The organism is Marinomonas sp. ATLA20 (assembly GCF_057180105.1).
On sequence record NZ_JBXUKU010000001.1, the window covers coordinates 897,665 to 915,617 of the forward strand.

15 protein-coding genes are annotated in these 17,953 nt (G+C 44.2%); 8 read left to right on the forward strand and 7 right to left on the reverse strand.

Going from position 1 to position 17,953, the window contains the following annotated elements:
* Positions 1-119 precede the first annotated feature (119 nt).
* Positions 120-1,610: a CoA-acylating methylmalonate-semialdehyde dehydrogenase gene (locus tag AC2A4J_RS04100; RefSeq protein WP_484175035.1), complete on the forward strand. Its 1,491-nt coding sequence runs from the start codon at positions 120-122 to the stop codon at positions 1,608-1,610.
* Positions 1,611-1,635: 25 nt separating this feature from the next.
* Here the strand turns inward: AC2A4J_RS04100 and AC2A4J_RS04105 are convergent, their stop codons facing one another.
* Entirely contained in the window at positions 1,636-2,706 is a 1,071-nt protein-coding gene (locus tag AC2A4J_RS04105; RefSeq protein WP_484175036.1) for a GGDEF domain-containing protein, read from the reverse strand.
* Positions 2,707-2,845: 139 nt separating this feature from the next.
* Here AC2A4J_RS04105 and AC2A4J_RS04110 point away from each other — a divergent pair, with 139 nt between their 5' ends.
* Complete coding sequence (locus AC2A4J_RS04110; RefSeq protein ID WP_484175037.1) at positions 2,846-3,460, forward strand: COG3904 family protein; 615 nt, start codon at positions 2,846-2,848, stop codon at positions 3,458-3,460.
* Between the two features lie 33 nt (positions 3,461-3,493).
* Complete coding sequence (locus tag AC2A4J_RS04115) at positions 3,494-3,778, forward strand: DUF1289 domain-containing protein (protein ID WP_114412599.1); 285 nt, start codon at positions 3,494-3,496, stop codon at positions 3,776-3,778.
* A gap of 27 nt (positions 3,779-3,805) precedes the next feature.
* Here the strand turns inward: AC2A4J_RS04115 and radA are convergent, their stop codons facing one another.
* The 4 genes from radA to glnK form a co-directional block, all read right to left on the reverse strand.
* On the reverse strand, positions 3,806-5,194 hold the full coding sequence (radA, locus tag AC2A4J_RS04120; RefSeq protein ID WP_114412600.1) for a DNA repair protein RadA: 1,389 nt from the start codon (positions 5,192-5,194) through the stop codon (positions 3,806-3,808).
* Between the two features lie 114 nt (positions 5,195-5,308).
* A complete protein-coding gene (locus AC2A4J_RS04125; protein ID WP_255827941.1) occupies positions 5,309-6,841 on the reverse strand; it encodes a carbon-nitrogen hydrolase family protein in 1,533 nt (510 codons plus the stop codon).
* Positions 6,842-7,040: 199 nt separating this feature from the next.
* Positions 7,041-8,306, reverse strand: a complete 1,266-nt coding sequence (locus tag AC2A4J_RS04130) for an ammonium transporter (RefSeq protein WP_255827942.1) — start codon at positions 8,304-8,306, stop codon at positions 7,041-7,043.
* 39 nt (positions 8,307-8,345) lie between these two features.
* A complete protein-coding gene (glnK, locus tag AC2A4J_RS04135) occupies positions 8,346-8,684 on the reverse strand; it encodes a P-II family nitrogen regulator (protein ID WP_024023270.1) in 339 nt (112 codons plus the stop codon).
* A 492-nt stretch (positions 8,685-9,176) separates the two neighbouring features.
* On the opposite strand from glnK, the gene AC2A4J_RS04140 reads away from it, so the two are divergent.
* Positions 9,177-9,416, forward strand: coding sequence for an accessory factor UbiK family protein (locus AC2A4J_RS04140; RefSeq protein ID WP_255827943.1), 240 nt, complete (start codon positions 9,177-9,179; stop codon positions 9,414-9,416).
* Between the two features lie 45 nt (positions 9,417-9,461).
* Here AC2A4J_RS04140 and AC2A4J_RS04145 read toward each other — a convergent pair whose 3' ends face one another.
* Positions 9,462-9,677, reverse strand: coding sequence for a TIGR02450 family Trp-rich protein (locus AC2A4J_RS04145; RefSeq protein ID WP_484175038.1), 216 nt, complete (start codon positions 9,675-9,677; stop codon positions 9,462-9,464).
* Positions 9,678-9,877: 200 nt separating this feature from the next.
* On the opposite strand from AC2A4J_RS04145, the gene AC2A4J_RS04150 reads away from it, so the two are divergent.
* The 4 genes from AC2A4J_RS04150 (at position 9,878) to rep (ending at position 17,561) form a co-directional block, all read left to right on the forward strand.
* Complete coding sequence (locus AC2A4J_RS04150) at positions 9,878-12,619, forward strand: M16 family metallopeptidase (protein ID WP_484175039.1); 2,742 nt, start codon at positions 9,878-9,880, stop codon at positions 12,617-12,619.
* A gap of 101 nt (positions 12,620-12,720) precedes the next feature.
* Complete coding sequence (locus tag AC2A4J_RS04155) at positions 12,721-14,232, forward strand: YifB family Mg chelatase-like AAA ATPase (protein WP_484175040.1); 1,512 nt, start codon at positions 12,721-12,723, stop codon at positions 14,230-14,232.
* Between the two features lie 207 nt (positions 14,233-14,439).
* A complete protein-coding gene (locus AC2A4J_RS04160) occupies positions 14,440-15,369 on the forward strand; it encodes a bile acid:sodium symporter family protein (RefSeq protein ID WP_484175041.1) in 930 nt (309 codons plus the stop codon).
* A gap of 143 nt (positions 15,370-15,512) precedes the next feature.
* Positions 15,513-17,561 carry a DNA helicase Rep gene (gene rep, locus AC2A4J_RS04165; protein WP_484175042.1) on the forward strand — a complete coding sequence of 683 codons (2,049 nt, stop codon included), beginning with the start codon at positions 15,513-15,515 and terminating at the stop codon, positions 17,559-17,561.
* A gap of 11 nt (positions 17,562-17,572) precedes the next feature.
* On the opposite strand, the gene AC2A4J_RS04170 is transcribed toward rep, so the two are convergent.
* Positions 17,573-17,911, reverse strand: coding sequence for a c-type cytochrome (locus AC2A4J_RS04170; RefSeq protein WP_484175043.1), 339 nt, complete (start codon positions 17,909-17,911; stop codon positions 17,573-17,575).
* Between the last annotated feature and the right edge of the window lie 42 nt (positions 17,912-17,953).

Below are 17,953 nucleotides of genomic sequence, written 5' to 3' on the forward strand. Positions count from 1 at the left end.
TCGACTTTTTATAATCTATGCCTCTTGGCATAGTAGAGTCAATATTTGTTACAAGTGTGATTTTTTACTATGTCGTTATGATGCGGCTAACCCTTTTAGAATGACTTTATGGAGTACTCATGGAAATCATCGGGCATTTGATCGACGGTCAATATTCAGAGCAAGCTGAACGTACTCAAGATGTGTTTAATCCGGCGACAGGCAAGGTCGCGAAAAAAGTCGCTATTGCTTCTCGAGAAACGGTTGAAGAAGCCATTACCGCAGCGCAAGCCGCTTACCCTGAATGGCGTAATACTCCTCCGTTAAAACGTGCTCGTGTCATGTTTAATTACAAGGCCTTATTGGAAAAGCATTCCGATAAAATTTGCGAATTAATTGGCGCTGAGCACGGCAAGATTTGTCACGATGCAGCGGGTGAATTGCAGCGAGGTATTGAGAACGTCGAATACGCTTGTGGTGCCCCTGAATTATTAAAAGGTGAGTACAGTAAAAACGTCGGCCCAAATATCGATTCTTGGAGTGAGTTTCAACCATTAGGTGTGGTTGCAGGTATTACACCGTTTAACTTCCCTGCCATGGTGCCATTATGGATGTTTCCGATGGCGATTGTATGCGGCAATACCTTTGTCTTGAAGCCGTCTGAACGAGACCCAAGTACGGCATTGTTTATCGCAGAATTATTGCATGAAGCAGGTTTACCTGCCGGTGTGTTTAACGTGGTAAATGGCGATAAAGTTGCAGTGGATACTTTGTTAGAAGACAAACGAGTTAAAGCCGTGAGCTTTGTTGGCTCTACACCGATCGCAGAATACATTTACAGTAAAGCCAGCGCCAACGGCAAACGTTGCCAAGCTCTAGGTGGCGCGAAAAACCACGCGATTGTGATGCCAGATGCCGATATGGATAACGTCGTCAGTCAGTTACTTGGCGCGGCCTTTGGTTCCTCTGGTGAGCGTTGCATGGCATTGTCTGTCGCGGTTGCGGTTGGTAAAGCAGCGGGTGATGCCTTGGTTAGTAAAATGGCGGATGCTATGAAACCACTTAAGGTGGGTGAGTGTTCAGACAAAACCAATGACTTTGGCCCAGTTATTACTCAAGAACATAAAGACAAAGTAGTTGGCTTTATTGATAGCGCAGAATCGCAAGGTGCGACTGTTGTTGTTGATGGTCGTCACCCTAATGTTTCAGGTTATGAAAATGGTTTCTTTGTTGGCGCGACACTTATCGATGGTGTGACCAAAGACATGGACAGCTATCAACAAGAGATCTTCGGGCCGGTTTTACAGGTTGTTCGCGTGGACACTATGGAAGAGGCTATGACGCTGATTAACGACCATGAATATGGCAATGGTACTTGTATCTTCACCCGTGACGGTGAAGCGGCGCGTTACTTTTCTGATCATATTGAGGTGGGGATGGTTGGCATTAATGTGCCTTTGCCAGTGCCTGTGGCGTATCACAGTTTTGGTGGTTGGAAACGTTCTTTGTTCGGTGATTTGCACGCTTATGGTCCAGATGCCGTGCGTTTTTACACTAAGCGCAAAACCATTACTCAGCGCTGGCCTTCTGCCGGTGTCCGTGAAGGGAAAAGTTTTTCTTTTCCCTCGTAGGTATTAAAACGGTAAAAAACTTTGTTTATGATAAATGGCCGCTTACTACTTGGTAACGGCCATTTTCTTTGGCTTGATAAAGAGTGTCGTCGACACGTTTCAATGCGTCTTCAGCAGTCTCATTGACCTCTACTTGGATCAGACCAAAGCTACAGCTAATAGCTTTATCCCAGCCATCTACTAAAACATGGTTGGGCATTTCTTTACAGATTGTCTCTATGCGTTGTTGGATTTGAGCGAGTTCGACATTTGGAAAGATGAAAAGAAACTCTTCGCCACCCCAGCGACTTGAAATATCGGTTTCACGCATGGATTTCGACAGATAGTTTGAGATTTTGACAAGTATTTCATCGCCTTTACTATGGCCCATTTGATCGTTTACTCTTTTGAAGTGGTCAACATCCACTAAGCTGATGCAAAAAGGGACTTTATTTTCATCCTTTTGCTTAATATAAAAGCTTAATGCTTCAAGACCAAAGCGGCGGTTAAATAATTTGGTCAGTTCATCTTTTTCAGCCAGCTCAGCCATTAAAAAATATTGATTCGCATAGGCTGAGCGTGAAATAGCAGCCGTAGCAATAAATGGAATGCTCGCGCCTGCTATATTTAGTATAAAAAGTAGAGGGTAGTACAACGCTAAACTCTCTACCTTAGTCTGGCAAAACATAGTTAACAGTGTGAAGGTTGTAATATGGAAGAAAGCGATAATGGTAGACCAAGTAATACTTAGAGAAGGCATAACCATTAAGAGCAGGGCGATGGGCCACAGGTAATACTGAAAGCCTGCATCCACTCCTAATAAGCTAGTCGCTAAGATAGCGTGGCAAAATATTTCGACACTCATAATCAAAATAGAAATGTCATGGCGTCTAATGCGATTAAACCAAAATGTTACGAGCCACGCCGAGACACTTAGAATATTAATCCAAGCAAGTATTGGTTGATCAAGATAGGTGAATAAAATGATGAAAACAAAATGAACAATGGACCCTGTTGCTGACGCTATGCTCAAAACCCTAGACGTTTGCTGAAGACTATTAAAAACATTGTCTGAAGTAAAAGAATGTGGGTGCTGTAGTTGGCTAGTATTTACCACGAGAGTTGTTGTCCTTTACTTGTTTGGTTAGGCACAGAAAACCCTTTTATCGTCAATCAATTGCACTTTTATAATTACGTAATAGAATTTACTCTAGTTCACTTGTGCTAAAAATTCTTCTTAAACTACCGGACATCATATGAAGAAAAATTGTAGTGTTAGCCTATTATCAAGATTCTCATGCTTAATCATAGCGTTATTTTTAACCGCTTGTTCAGGAGTGGAGGCGAATAAAAAAGCAGATGTCGACGTATCTGACAGTTTAGTAATTGATATAGAAGGAAATTCGGCTTATTTGTCCGGTGTCTTAGGTAATGATCTAGTTAAACAGCTCAGTGATATGGTGCGTAAAAATCCCAATGTAACGGATTTAGTCTTAGTTGACGTGCCTGGTTCTGTTGATCAAGAAGCGACAATGGATGGTGCGCGTTTGATTCGTCGTCTTGGTTTGAATACGCGCATAGCACCGACGGGGTACGTGCTTTCTGGTGGCGTTGATCTATTCTTAGGTGGTGTAACGCGCAGTATTGGTGCTGGTGCCGGTGTGGGCGTTCATTCTTGGTCTGATGGTACCAAAGTCAGCGCGACAAGCCTAAATGTTGCGGATCCTGTGCATGCGACATACGTTAATTTTTATTTAGAGATGGGGGTGCCAGAGCGTTTTTACTGGTTTTCACTGGATGCTGCACCAGCAGACCGAGTGTATTTTTTATCACCTGAAGAAGTATACGATTTTGAGCTGGCGACAGAATAGTGTCGCCTCATCATTAACGTCTTAGGGGGCATTATGGAGCAAATAGAACTGTTCGTCATAGAAAGCCCTTGTCGAGGCGTGTGTGAAAACAGCAAAAAAGGCTTCTGCAAAGGTTGCTTGCGCAGTCGAGAAGAGCGCTTTCATTGGTTTTCTCTGTCTAATGAAGATCGTCACCAAGTATTGGATTTGTGCAAACAGCGCCGAGCGCGTTTATTAAAAGCTCGCCAAGAGCGCTTAGAGGCTGATTCTGCTAAGGCGCTTCCATACGGTATGGAAGACGAGCCCATAGCAGATCTGTTCGAATTAACGAATGACTAACTCGTAACGTCTTACAGCAAGTGTAAGCTAGTTTTCAAATATCGCGTCTAGCGCTTCTGATAAACGATCCACCCCAATTACTTTCATGCCTTCAATCGGTTTTTTTGGGCAATTGGCTTTTGGCACCACTGCTCTGGTAAAACCATGTTTGGCGGCTTCACTAATGCGTTCTTGTCCAGATGGCACAGGGCGAATCTCACCAGACAAGCCTACTTCACCAAGCACTACTAAATCATGGGGCAAGATTTTATCGCGGAAGCTGGAAACAACCGCTGCGATAGCTGCCAGATCGGCACTGGTTTCCAATACTTTCACACCGCCAACGACGTTTAAGTAGACGTCTTGGTCTGATGTGAGTAAGCCGCCGTGTTTGTGGAGTACCGCTAATAACATTGCTAGGCGATTATGGTCAAAGCCAACGGTGACGCGTCTTGGGTTGCCTAATGCTGAATCATCGACCAAAGCTTGAAGCTCAACCAATAGAGGACGCGTTCCTTCCCAAACCACCATGACAAGGCTGCCAGCCGCAGGATGATTGCTGCGATTCAAGAATATAGAGCTAGGATTTTTGACTTCTTTTAAGCCATTTTCGAGCATGGCGAAAACGCCCAATTCATTGATTGCACCAAAGCGGTTTTTCATGCCACGAAGCGTTCGAAAACGCGAGTCTTCTGAGCCTTCCAGCAAAACAGAGCAATCCACCATGTGTTCAAGTACTTTTGGTCCGGCCAAAGAACCGTCTTTGGTCACGTGACCGACAAGCAAAACTGCTGTTTGGGTTTGCTTAGCGAAGCGCGTTAGTACCGCGGCGCTTTCTCGTACTTGTGACACGCTGCCGGGAGCCGATTCTACGCCATCCAAGTGCATAACTTGGATCGAATCAATAACCATGACTTTAGGTTTAACTTGTTGGGCGATGGTTAAAATCGCTTCCACATTGGTTTCTGACAACATTTTTAGGTTTTGCGTTGGCAGGCCAAGGCGCTGTGCTCGCATGGCAACTTGTTGAAGGGATTCCTCTCCGGTCACGTACAAAGCACTTTGTTGCTGCGCGAGCCAACACATGGTTTGCAACAGTAAAGTACTTTTACCTGCACCAGGGTGCCCGCCAATCAGCACCACACCACCAGGGACTAAACCACCGCCTAATACTCGGTCGAATTCGTTTGCACCGGAGCTAAAGCGAGGTACATCGCCCAAATCCACGTCGGATAAATTCTGGATGCCAGTTACTGCCCCAGCGTAACCTTGATAACGAGGGTCTTGACTAGCGGAAACCCGAGCTGAGGTTTTACCAGAGGTAAGGCGAATTTCGGATAGGGAATTCCACGCGCTGCAGGCTTGGCATTGCCCTTGCCACTTTGCGTAGTCGGCTCCGCATTCATTGCATACAAAGGCGGTTTTTGCTTTGGCCATGAGAGTCTCTTTTTGTCATAAAAAGGGCGCTATTAGCGCCTTTGAACAGTCTTACGAAATGCAATTAAGCGGCTGTGATAACGTCCATGTTATCACAGGAAAAAGCCGCTTGGCTTATTTCGATTTTTTCCAATTGACTGAGTAAAGGTCGGTACGACGATCTTTTAGGTTGTTTACCGAGCCTTCGCTACGAGTCAATTTTAGCTTGTCTAAATCCAAATCAGAGAACATGATCATTTCTGTGTTTGGTGTGGTTTCTGCCATCACAGCATCGTGCGGATAAGAGAAGTCAGAAGGCGAAAATACAGAACTTTGCGCATACTGAATGTCTAGGTTTTCCACTTGTGGAAGGTTGCCACAGCTACCGCAAATAACCACATAACATTCGTTTTCAATGGCGCGTGCTTGAGCACAACGACGTACGCGCAAGTAACCGTTTTTCGTGTCTGTCCAGAATGGTACAAATAAAATATCCATGTCTTGTTCAGCCAATAGACGGCCCAATTCAGGGAATTCCACATCGTAACAAATCAAGATGCCTACACGGCCTGCATCGGTATTGAAAACGCGCAATTCGTTACCACCTTCAATCACCCAGTCACGGCGTTCATGAGGGGTAATGTGAATTTTCTTTTGCTCTTCCACAGTTCCGTCACGGCGACATAAGTAGCTGACGTTATACACAGTCTCGTCTTCGATTACAGGCATGGAGCCGGTGATGACGTTGATATTATAGCTGACAGCGAACTGAGACATTTCATTGATAAAGCGTTCAGTGAAGCTCGCTAAAAAGCGGATGGCCTCGGTTTGGTTGCTTTGATCAGGGCTTAGTCCAATCAGTGGTGCATTGAAGAATTCAGGGAATAAAACAAAGTCACTTTTATAATCGGATACCGCGTCGATAAAGTATTCGACTTGCTTCAATAACTCGTCAACGCTTTCGACTTCACGCATTTGCCACTGAATGGCTCCGATACGCACTTGCGTTTTACGTGAGCGAATCACGTTGGTATCAGGTTCAAAGAAGATATTTTTCCATTCCAGTAAAGTTGCGTAGCCTTGGGACTTTTCATCTTCCGGCATGTAACGTTTTAGCAAGCGAGTGACTTGGAAATCGTTTGATAGTTGGAAGGTCAGAATCGGATCGTAAATTTTACGTTCGCGCACCGCTTCTAAATATTCCGCAGCGCTCATTTCATGGGCGTGCTCGTGATAATTTGGAATACGGCCGCCGGCCAAAATGGCGCGTAAATTATGTTGGCGACAAAGGTCTTTTCTGGCTTCGTATAATCGGCGACCAAGGCGATAACCTCGATATTCAGGGGCAATCAACGCGTCCAAGCCATACATGGCATCACCACGAGCATCGTTTAGAACATTCTCTTTTTGGTCGATAAGATCGTCATACGTATGCGGGTTACTGAAGCGCTGATAGCTGACTTGTACTGATAACGCTAAGCCGACAATTTTACCGTGATCTTCTAGACAAATTTGTCCTTCAGGAAAATCTTTGATCAATTTATGAATCGTGTGTTCAGGCCATGAGCCACCAATATCATGATAAACCTTATCCATTAGTACTTTTACTTCTTCGTAATCGCTATTGGTCAGGTTGCGTATCGTTAAATGTAGATCGTCGTGCTGCATGTTGGCCTCTGTAAATCGGTCTTATGTATTAGCCATGATACCGTTTATCTGTGTCAGTAAGTAGGAGATTGTGAGTCAGTATCATGTCGATTGAATAGTGATGAGGGCGTAAAGCATTAACTCAATAGTGTTAGCAAAAGAAAACCCCCGCCAAGGCGAGGGTTTGTATTTTAAAACGCTAAGCTTTTAAGAAAAGCGATTAGCTCTTTTTAAACTCTGGGTACGCTTCCATACCACATTCAGAGAAATCTACACCTTCGTATTCTTCTTCTTCGCTTACACGAACACCCATGATGGCTTTGATGATTAACCAAACCACTAGGCTAGAAACGAATACCCAAACGAAGATAGTAAGCGCGCCGGCAATTTGTCCGCCGAACGTTGTGCCATCGTTCGTTAGTGGCACAGCTAGCAAGCCCCAAAGACCAACCACACCGTGAACAGAGATTGCGCCCACTGGATCATCGATTTTAAGCTTGTCTAGAGTCAAGATAGACACAACAACAATCAAACCACCAACCAGACCGATTAGAGTAGCACCTAGAGCTGACGGTGTATCAGGACCTGCCGTGATTGCTACCAAGCCAGCAAGTACGCCGTTTAGAAGCATGGTTAGATCGGCTTTACCGAATAAGATGCGAGCAAGGATAAGTGCACCGATAGCGCCACCCGCTGCTGCAGCGTTAGTGTTCAAGAACACCATGGCAACAGAGTTAGCACTAGCGATATCGCCAAGTTTTAGTACAGAACCGCCGTTGAATCCAAACCAACCCAACCAAAGGATCAAAGTACCTAATGTCGCAAGTGGAAGGTTAGCACCAGGAATAGCGCGAACTTCACCGTTTGGACCGTACTTGCCTTTACGAGCGCCAAGTACCAATACACCAGCTAGTGCAGCAGAAGCACCGGCCATGTGAACGATACCAGAACCTGCAAAGTCAGTGAAACCAAGGTCACCAAGGCTAAACATACCGAATACAGAACCGCCACCCCAAGTCCAGTTACCTTCCATTGGGTAGATGAAACCTGTCATAACAACAGCAAATACTAGGAAAGCCCAAAGTTTCATACGTTCAGCAACCGCACCAGATACGATAGACATTGCTGTTGCAACGAACACAACTTGGAAGAAGAAATCAGAAGCGCCAGAGTAGATTGCGCCGCCTTCGAATCCGCCTTCACGACCAGCGAAGTCAGTTAAAGTAGAAGCCACATCGACGTCTTGAATACCAGTAAGGAACCAGTCACCGCCGTACATGATGGCGTAACCACAAACTAGGTACATAACACAAGAAATGGCAAACAAAGCCACGTTTTTAGTAAGAATTTCAGTGGTGTTTTTAGCACGTACTAGACCCGCTTCTAACATGGCAAATCCTGCTGCCATCCACATAACCAGCGCGCCACACACCAAGAAGTAAAAGGTGTCCATCGCATATTGTAAGTGAAAAATTTGATCTTGCATGTTTCGCCCCCCTAAAGGCTTGTATAAATCGAGCAGTGATTAAACTGCTTCTACACCAGTCTCACCGGTACGAATACGAACCGCTTGTTCAAGGTTAACGATAAAGATCTTACCGTCGCCGATTTTGCCAGTGTTTGCTGCGCCAGTGATGGCTTCAACTACTTGGTCGGTCATATCGTCCGCAATGGCAAGTTCGATTTTTACCTTAGGTAAAAAATCCACTACATATTCAGCGCCGCGGTATAGTTCTGTGTGGCCTTTTTGACGTCCGAAACCTTTTACTTCTGTTACGGTGATACCTTGAACGCCGATTTCAGAAAGTGCTTCTCGAACATCATCGAGTTTAAATGGCTTGATGATGGCAGTTATAAGCTTCATACCCACTGTCTCCTTAAAAAGTCAGTTTTATTGTCGTATCGCAGGTACTTAGCTCTATTCAATATGCGTGCCACATATGGGGATGCCCTTATAACAATGGCTTTGTAAGGATTTTGTCGACTTTACGAAATTAAAAAGAGCCGTGTATCGCTTTAATTAGTGCGGCATATTGGGTTGTTGCTATAAGTTGCTGCATTAAGTTGGTGCGAATATAGCGTTTTTACGAGAAAGAAAATGAGCGATTGCGGTTATCTTGTTGGTTTTAATTGAAAAATAGACTCGCAACATGAGAATAGGATGTGCGCTTTAGTGAGAGGGGGGCTTTAATAGAAACGACAATGTTTGAGTTTACGCACACAAAAGAGGCAATAAAATCGACTTGAGTGTTAATAAAAAGGGCAGTGTTACACAAGATGTTCACCAAGATCCCTTGTTAGCGCCTTAGTTAGGCTTTTATACTAATGTATTGTAAACGCAGAAAAAGAGACTCGTATGATTGATCAATTTATAAAGCAGCTTGGAACCGGTCTAGGTCAAGCCGCAGAAACATTAGGTAAACTACCAAAAGAAGAAATTCAGGCTCAGCTTCATCAGGTCGCACAGAATACCTTAACGAAAATGGATTTGGTGACCCGCGAAGAGTTTGAAGTGCAAGCATCGATGTTAGCCAAATACCGTGAAAAGCTGGCTGTGCTAGAAGCGCGTTTAAACGAGCTAGAGAAAAACGACTGATCTGATCACCGTGTAGTCGAGATTTGGAAAGCTCGCTTATTTGAGCTATTTCCAACCTTGAAGCCAATCGTCTGGCGACGCTAGCGTTTGCCAAGGCAAGTAATACTGATTTTTGTTGATGACGGCTTCAAGCACACATTCTACGACGATGTCGTCTTCATCACGAATCAGTTTAGTGACAATGAAATGCTTCTCTTTTTGTTGTGGCGATGTGGACGTCCACTTCGATAGCAGAAGCTTATTGGGGTTGAGTTTTTTCACCTATAGATTCCTCGTGTGTATTTTGTATTGTATACGTGCATTATGGATAATTGGATTGTTTGGCGATCCTAAGGAGGAATACAAAAAGCTTAATTTCAAGTTAAATTTTACAAGTATTACAGGAAAAAATACGTAACTTTGCCACTTTTTGGCATAATAACAGTGACTATAAAATCATATGGAATATGTAAGGAAAAATTATGCCAAATGGATATTGGGCAGTGATTGGAGCTACAGTACTTCTTTCTGCGTGTACGAACACTTCTAATGATACACCTCCCTTCGAGCGTTATACCTTAGCTAATGGCATGGAAGTGCTAATTTGGCCCAATAGTAACTCTCAGTCTAATAACGAGGTTGATATGAATCTTGTTATTAAAGTAGGTAGTGAAGACGAGCGGCCTGAACAAGCAGGGCTAGCGCATTTTGTTGAGCATATGGCCTTTGAACAAATAGATGCATCAGACCATAATCCAATTGAAACTTGGCTAGATGATTTAAGTCTTGAAAACAGATCACATGCTAATGCTTACACGACATTCGACAGGACGCATTATTATTTACATTTTAGCGATACCTCTGCATCCAGAATGCAACAAGGTGTTGATCTACTAGCGCATATAGCTAGCCAGACTGGTTTTGATAAACAAGAAACTGAACAAGAAAAAGCTATTATCCAAGCAGAGTGGCGTTATCGCGAAAATAAAGAAACGGCTCGTGATATGTGGACTAAATTCGCTTTGGAAGAACATCCTTGGCGGAATCATTTACCAATTGGAAATATGGACGTGGTCTCTAATGTGACAGTACACCAATTGGCTGAGTTTTATAAAACGCACTATCGGCCTGATAATGCGTTTTTAGTGGTAACTGGGGACTTTGATTCATCAGATTTAAAGCGGCAGATTAGTGACACTTTTTCTGGCTGGCAAAAGCCTGACGAACCATATCTAGTGGGTACATCTGTTCTAAAAATACCTTCCGCTAAGATCCATACTTTACGAGCGCCAGATATATTAGGATCTAATCTTCAACTTGAAGGTTTCAGTGATAACTGGTCGGTTCGATCTGAAGAGGATTTATACCGAGCTGAAATGATAAGTGCTATTTTCAGTGTCTTACAACAACGCTTAACCCGTGTGGTGAATCGTGAACAGTTGAACATGAATTTGCATGCTTATTTTGGTCATCACCTAAGTGATCGACATCTAGGGCATTTCGTATTTGAAGCTAATGGCGATACTAAGGACTTACAGAAAGCGACTTCTTTACTATCTCGAGAGTGGGCCAGAATGGCGCAATATGGCCTTACTCAAGATGAGTTAAATAGTTGGCGCGAGACAGTGCTTAAGAAAGAAAAAAATAACCTCGATAGTGCCGAGCATCTAGCTAGAAAGTCTGTTGATAGCCTGATGAGTGGTGACCTACTTCAAGGGCAAGGCCAGTATTATCGTTTTTTAGAACAAAGCTTGCCTAAGTTTACACCTAAGCAAAGCCAAATCATTGCAGAGGATGTGTTGACTTTTTCTCCCCGAATTACGCTCACTCAAAATCCTACTGAGACAACACCAACTAATACCCAACTTCAAGAATGGAGTCGTTGGCCAAGCCAAGTAGCTGCACCTCTTGGAGGGCAAAAGCTACACGAAGCTTGGGCGGTTATAAAGCAGCCGGGCGCAATAAGCGCACATGAAATACTGCCAAATGATATCGAAATATTCACATTATCAAATGGCATCAAGGTTTTTTACTCGCGTTTAAAGAACAACTCAGATCGTATTGATATTCAGCTTGTTGGACAAGGCGGTTTAAACGTATTGAGTGATGAGGCAGCATTACAAGCTCGCTTAGCGCTGGGGGTGATGGCTGCAAGTGGTTTACGAAGCTTTGATGGCCCAGCACTAAATAGATGGATAAATGAGAGAGATATAGTGCTGACCCCATATTTCACTTATTACACTCGTGAATTACAGCTTGAAGGGGCTACAACGGATGCAGAAACTCTGTTTCGCCTTGCTCATATTACGCTAACTGAGGCTAAGGTTGATGAGCAAGTCTTGAACCATCAAAAGCAAAGCTTAGTCTCATTAATACGAAAACAGGCTTCTGGAAATCGTGATGAGTTTGATCATCTGATAGAGAAAGTGCTGTATCAAAGTGATACTCGTCTACGTCGCATGACTGAACAGGAAGTGATTGATATAAGCAAAAGCGATATCGAAAAAATATATGGACGTTATTATTCAGGGTCTCAAAATTACCAAGTTTTTATAACCGGTGACATTGAGCCATCGGAGCTGCGTGATCAGTTGACTCACTATGTTGCTAATATTCCAGTGAATAATCCAAGTCATGAAATTCTTAAATATTTTCCTAAGCTGCAAAAATCAGAACGCGTAACAGGCCAGGGTATCGGAGGGGAAGCTAGCTTTATAACAATAATGTATGAGGTAGATAAAGAAGACTATAAATGGGTCAATAATTCGTTACTTCAAGCTGAAGCCATACAGTTTTCTGAGCAACTCACATCAACAATCCGTGAGGAATTGGGGCTGACTTATGCTGTTTCTGCAAATTTTAGCGGTGGCACTACACTCAATAATACTATTCGAATGCAAATAGATCTAAGTGTTGCACCTGATCAAGTGGATAAAGTTATAGAAGTCATTAATCAACAAATTTCGATACGTGCTAATCAAGTCATTGATGCATCAAAAATAGATTTAATGCAGCTTAAACAGCGTAAGCAATTTAACAAGGCCGTTAACTCTAATAATCGTATGATATTGATGGCGACAGCGGATCTTCTTGATCGGCCAAAGGCAACACTGTTTGATGCGAATATTAGCGTCAAACATTATGACGCTACTCAAGTTAATCAGTTATACCGAGGTTTGATGAGCGAACAGGCTAGGCATGTTGAGTTTGTCCTAAACCCATAAATAACCTAGTGATAATGTTGTCTGTGCAAAGGTCAAACAAAAGGAGTTAGGCCTCTGTCACAGATCGAAAGTAAGGAAGAATTCAGCATCAAGGAGTGATCATGAGTTTAGCCACTATTTATAGTCGTGCCCGCGTGGGCGTGTCTTCCCCGTTAGTTACCGTTGAAACCCATATTTCAAACGGGCTTCCTTCTCTAAACATAGTAGGCTTGCCTGAAGCTGCTGTACGAGAAGCAAAAGATCGTGTGCGTAGCGCGATTATTAACAGTCATTTTGAATTTCCTACTCGGCGGGTCACTATTAATCTAGCGCCAGCAGATTTGCCCAAAGAGGGCGGTCGTTATGATTTGGCGATTGCTATCAGTGTCTTGGTCGCCTCAGGGCAGCTTGGTGAGTTGAATCTACGAGATACCGAATTTATTGGAGAACTGGCGTTGTCAGGTGATATTCGTGGCGTCCCCGGATTATTGCCGTCTGCTATTGCTTGTCATCAAGCGAATCGTCAATTGATTCTTCCTGAGGACAATCAACAAGAAGCCGCTCTTGTGGAAGGCAATGCCGTATTTGCCAAACATTTAACCCAAGTGACAGCGCATTTATTGAAACAAACAGCGCTGCCTGTTTGTGTGTCAAAAACGGCTGAGCCACTGCCGTTAGATCATAAAGACATGCGCGATGTAAAAGGCCAATATCAAGCGCGTCGAGCCTTAGAAGTCGCGGCCGCGGGTGGACATAATCTCTTATTTATTGGGCCTGCAGGAACCGGCAAAACCATGTTGGCGTCTCGATTGCCCAGCATTATGCCCGCCATGACAGAAGCGGAAGCATTAGCGGTGGCGTCAGTTCAATCGGTAGCAGGGCGAAAAATGGGGCTGGATTGGCATTGGTCCGAGAGGCCCTTTCGATCTCCTCATCACTCTTGCTCAGCGGCAGCGCTAGTAGGAGGTGGCTCCATTCCCCAACCGGGGGAAGCATCTTTAGCGCATTGTGGCGTTTTATTCCTCGATGAATTACCTGAATTCGACCGTAAAGTGTTGGAGGTACTTCGAGAGCCATTGGAAAATGGCGAGGTACATATTTCACGAGCACGTGGCCAAGTGACCTTTCCGGCTCGGTTTCAGCTGGTTGCCGCCATGAACGCCAGTAATGAAGCTTACAGCGGAGGCCAAGATTATTATCAATCGAGTGCCAGCCAGAAATATCTTAAGAAACTCTCTGCGCCATTTTTAGATCGTATTGATTTACACGTCGAAGTGCCGCCTTTGCCTTCGAATGTGCTGGTCAATGCCCAAGAAGAAGGCGAGAGCAGCGTCAGTGTACGTGAACGCGTAGAGCGTGCCGTCGCAAGGCAAAGGTCACGCCAAGGTGTGCAAAATGCACTGCTAAGTGGTCGTCAGTTAGAAGCGATTTGTGCCTTAAGTGATGACGATAAGCAATTTATGCAACAGGCGTTGGAAAAGTTGAAACTCTCAGCTCGTGCGTATCATAGAGTATTAAAAGTTGCGCTTACCTTGGCTGATTTAAACGATTCTCCAGTCACTAGGGCGCATTTAATGGAATCTTTAAGTTACAGGAAAATTGAGAAGACTTTATCCATGGCGGTGTCGTCATGAAGTGGCCATTTTGATTGGGTCTTTAATAAAGTGAAATTGAAGTTTGTGTCTCTTCTAAATACAAGATAAAAACTGTTTTAACATATTTCATTTCGATACAATTATCCCCCCGTTTCTGGGGTTAATAATAATTAAATAGTCGTTGCGTACTCGCTCTTGTCAATTTATTGGTGGCAATGGCGAGTAGCCTATGTGGAGTTTTGTCTTATGGTTATCCAGCTGTTTCCTGTTTGGGCTCTATTGCTTTCTGCAATTGCCTTCTTTCAACCTGATTTATTCGTTGGTTTGAAAACTCAAATCGTTCCATTATTGACCATCATTATGCTGGCAATGGGATTGACTTTAAGTCCTACGGACTTCAAGCAAGTGTTGAAGAACGGCAAAGCCGTCGGTGTTGGCGTGTTGTTGCAATTTTTGGTCATGCCGATTGCTGCCTTTGGTGTAGCCTTTGCGTTTGGTTTTGATACAGAATTAACCGTTGGCATGTTGCTTGTGGGCAGTGTAGCTGGTGGTACCTCATCGAATGTTATGTGTTACTTAGCGAAAGGCGACACAGCGCTGTCTATTTCCATGACGGCTATTTCGACCTTGCTTGGCGTAATATTGACACCATTTTTAGTGTCGTTAATGATTGGCCAAAGTGTCGATGTGCCTGTCGCTGGCATGTTAATGAGCTTGTTTAAAATTGTGCTTCTTCCTGTAGCGGCTGGTGTATTGATTAACACGTTTTTCTCTAAGTTTGTCCGCAAGGCTGAACCGATTTTTCCTTACATTTCGATGTTTGCCATCGTGTTGATCATAGCCATTGTCGTGGCATTGAGTGCTTCTAAAATTGTACAAGTTGGCTTGGTCGTTGCGGCTGCGGTTATTCTTCACAATGCGATAGGTTTAACTTTGGGCTACTGGGTGACTTACCTACTTGGTTTTGATCAGCGTGTTTGTCGCACCGTTGCGTTTGAGGTCGGCTTGCAAAACTCTGGTTTGGCAGCAGCGCTTGCGGTGAAATTTTTCACACCTATGGCGGCTTTACCTGGAACGATTTTCAGTGTGTGGCACAATATCTCAGGATCTTTGTTGGCGAGCTACTGGAGCCGTCGACCCGTTGCTGAAAGCAACGCTCAAGAAACAGATAAATAATTTATTTGCTTAGTGTCAAAAAAGGGATGCCATTTGTGCATCCCTTTTTTATGTCGGTTGCGTGGTTATCACAGTGCGAGATTCTTTATTGTCGGGTACACTTACGGCTGATTTTTAATAGCCATACGAGCCAGAGTTTTTCCATGAGTGAGTCAATGCCATCCATATCCCATCGTCTTCGTAATTTGAATGAGCGTCAGCTAGACGCCGTCAAACAGATCGATGGTCCTTTGCTAGTATTGGCGGGTGCTGGATCGGGAAAAACCAGCGTTATCACCACAAAGATTGTCTATCTGATTCAAACATGTGGCTTCAAAGCTAACAGTATTATCGCGGTGACTTTTACCAATAAAGCTGCGCGAGAAATGAAAGAGCGTGTGGTGGGCATGTTGTCTAAACAAGAAAGCCGCGGCTTGAGTATCTCGACTTTCCACAATTTAGGCTTACGGATTCTTCGTAAAGAATATCGCCGTGCGGGTTTAAAAGAAGGCTTCACCCTATTTGATTCCCAAGACTCTCTTAGTCTGATCAAAGAAATCCTCGATAAAGAGTTTAACGGTCAAACTGACTCTGCCGCTTACTGTCAAAATACGGTTTCCAACTGGAAAAATGACTTAACCACACCGCAAGAAGCCATGACCAATGCAGATACCGAAGAGTTTCTGCTAGCGGCGCAAGTGTATGTGCAATATCAGCGTTATTTGCGCGCTTACAACGCAGTAGATTTCGACGATTTGATCTTATTGCCGGTTAGTTTGTTAATGGCCGATGCTGAGTTGCGTGATCGTTGGCAAAACAAAGTCCGCTACTTGCTGGTGGATGAGTGCCAAGACACCAACGCCAGCCAGTATGAATTGATTCGTTTATTAGCTGGATTTCGTCGTTGTTTTACTCTGGTGGGCGATGATGACCAATCTATTTATGCGTGGCGTGGCGCACGTCCTGAAAACCTTGAGCGCTTGTCTGTTGATTACCCGAGTTTAAAACTGGTTAAGTTGGAGCAAAATTATCGCTCGACTAAAACCATATTGAAAGCGGCCAACACCTTGATCGCCAACAATCCGCATATTTACGATAAAGCCTTGTGGAGTGATCACGAAGAGGGCGACCCGATTCGTGTTATGGTGACCCGTAACGAAGACGCCGAATCAGAACGTGTAGCGGCGGAAATTCAATCACGCCATTTACGCCATGAAATTCCTTACCGAGATTTTGCCATCTTATATCGTGGTAATCACCAAGCGCGTCTGTTGGAAATCAAGCTGCAAGCCTACCGTATTCCTTACAAAATGAACGGCGGTACGTCGTTTTTCTCGCGTGCGGAAATCAAAGACTTAATGAGTTATTTACGTCTCTTGGTGAACCCATCGGACGACAATGCCTTTTTGCGTATCGTGAACTTACCACGCCGAGAAATTGGACCTGCAACGCTGGAAAAGGTCGGTAACTTGGCCACCGAGCGCGGCGTAAGTTTGTTTGAAGCATCGGGTTACAGAGAACTGGAAGACATAGTGACAGGGCGTTCATTAAAAAGCTTGCAGGAGTTCGAACGTTGGATGTCCAATCTACGCCAACGCCTGGAAGGCGCTTCACCTGTTCCAGTGATTGAGCAAATGATTCACGACATGGATTATTACGGCTGGATTCAAGAGCAAACCTCTTCCAATAAAGCAGGCGATCGACGCATCGAAAACGTGCGCTTCTTGCTGGATTCCATTCAGCGCATGATGGAGTCTGCATGGGAAGAAGATGAAACAGCTGGCTTGGATCAAGCGATTAGTAAGCTGTTATTGATCGACATGCTCGAACGCCAAGAAGAAGAGGAAGACGAAGACAAGGTGCAATTACTGACGCTTCATGCCTCCAAGGGCTTGGAGTATCCCCATGTGTTTTTGATTGGTTGTGAAGAGGAACTGTTACCTCATAGAAACAGCATAGAGAACGACGACATCGAAGAAGAGCGTCGATTGGCTTATGTGGGGATTACTCGAGCGAAAAAGACCTTGTGTATTACCTTGGCCGCGAAACGTCGCCAATATGGCGAAGAAATCGACTGTTTACCGAGTCGATTCTTGGATGAATTACCAGAAGAAGATCTTGTTTGGGAAGGGCGCAGTGACGAAGGTGAAAGCAGTAAAAAAGAGCGAGGCCAAGCTTCGTTATCGGCACTAAAAGCCATGTTGAACGGCTAAATCATAATCGATTAAGAGTCTGAACTCTTGTCGATCATATATTGAATTGCATCACGGAGTTCGTTTTCACTGCAATCAAAGCACAAGCCTTTTGGTGGCATGGCTTTATAGCCACTTGTCGCATCTTTTAATAAGGTATCAATGCCTTTTTCAATGCGTGGTTGCCAATCAGCCTTATTACCAAATTTCGGCGCGCCTGCAACGCCATTCATGTGGCAGGCAATGCAAAAACTGTTGTAAAGTGCCTCGCCTGAACGTGCGGCATGCGCCGAATTGCTCAGCAGCAAGCTCATAGCGAAACCACTAAATAAAAGGGCTGTAAAACTGAGCGGGAAACGCTTGCATTGCATCGGTAGAGACGCTCCTGATAACATGAATAAGTGAACAGTGAG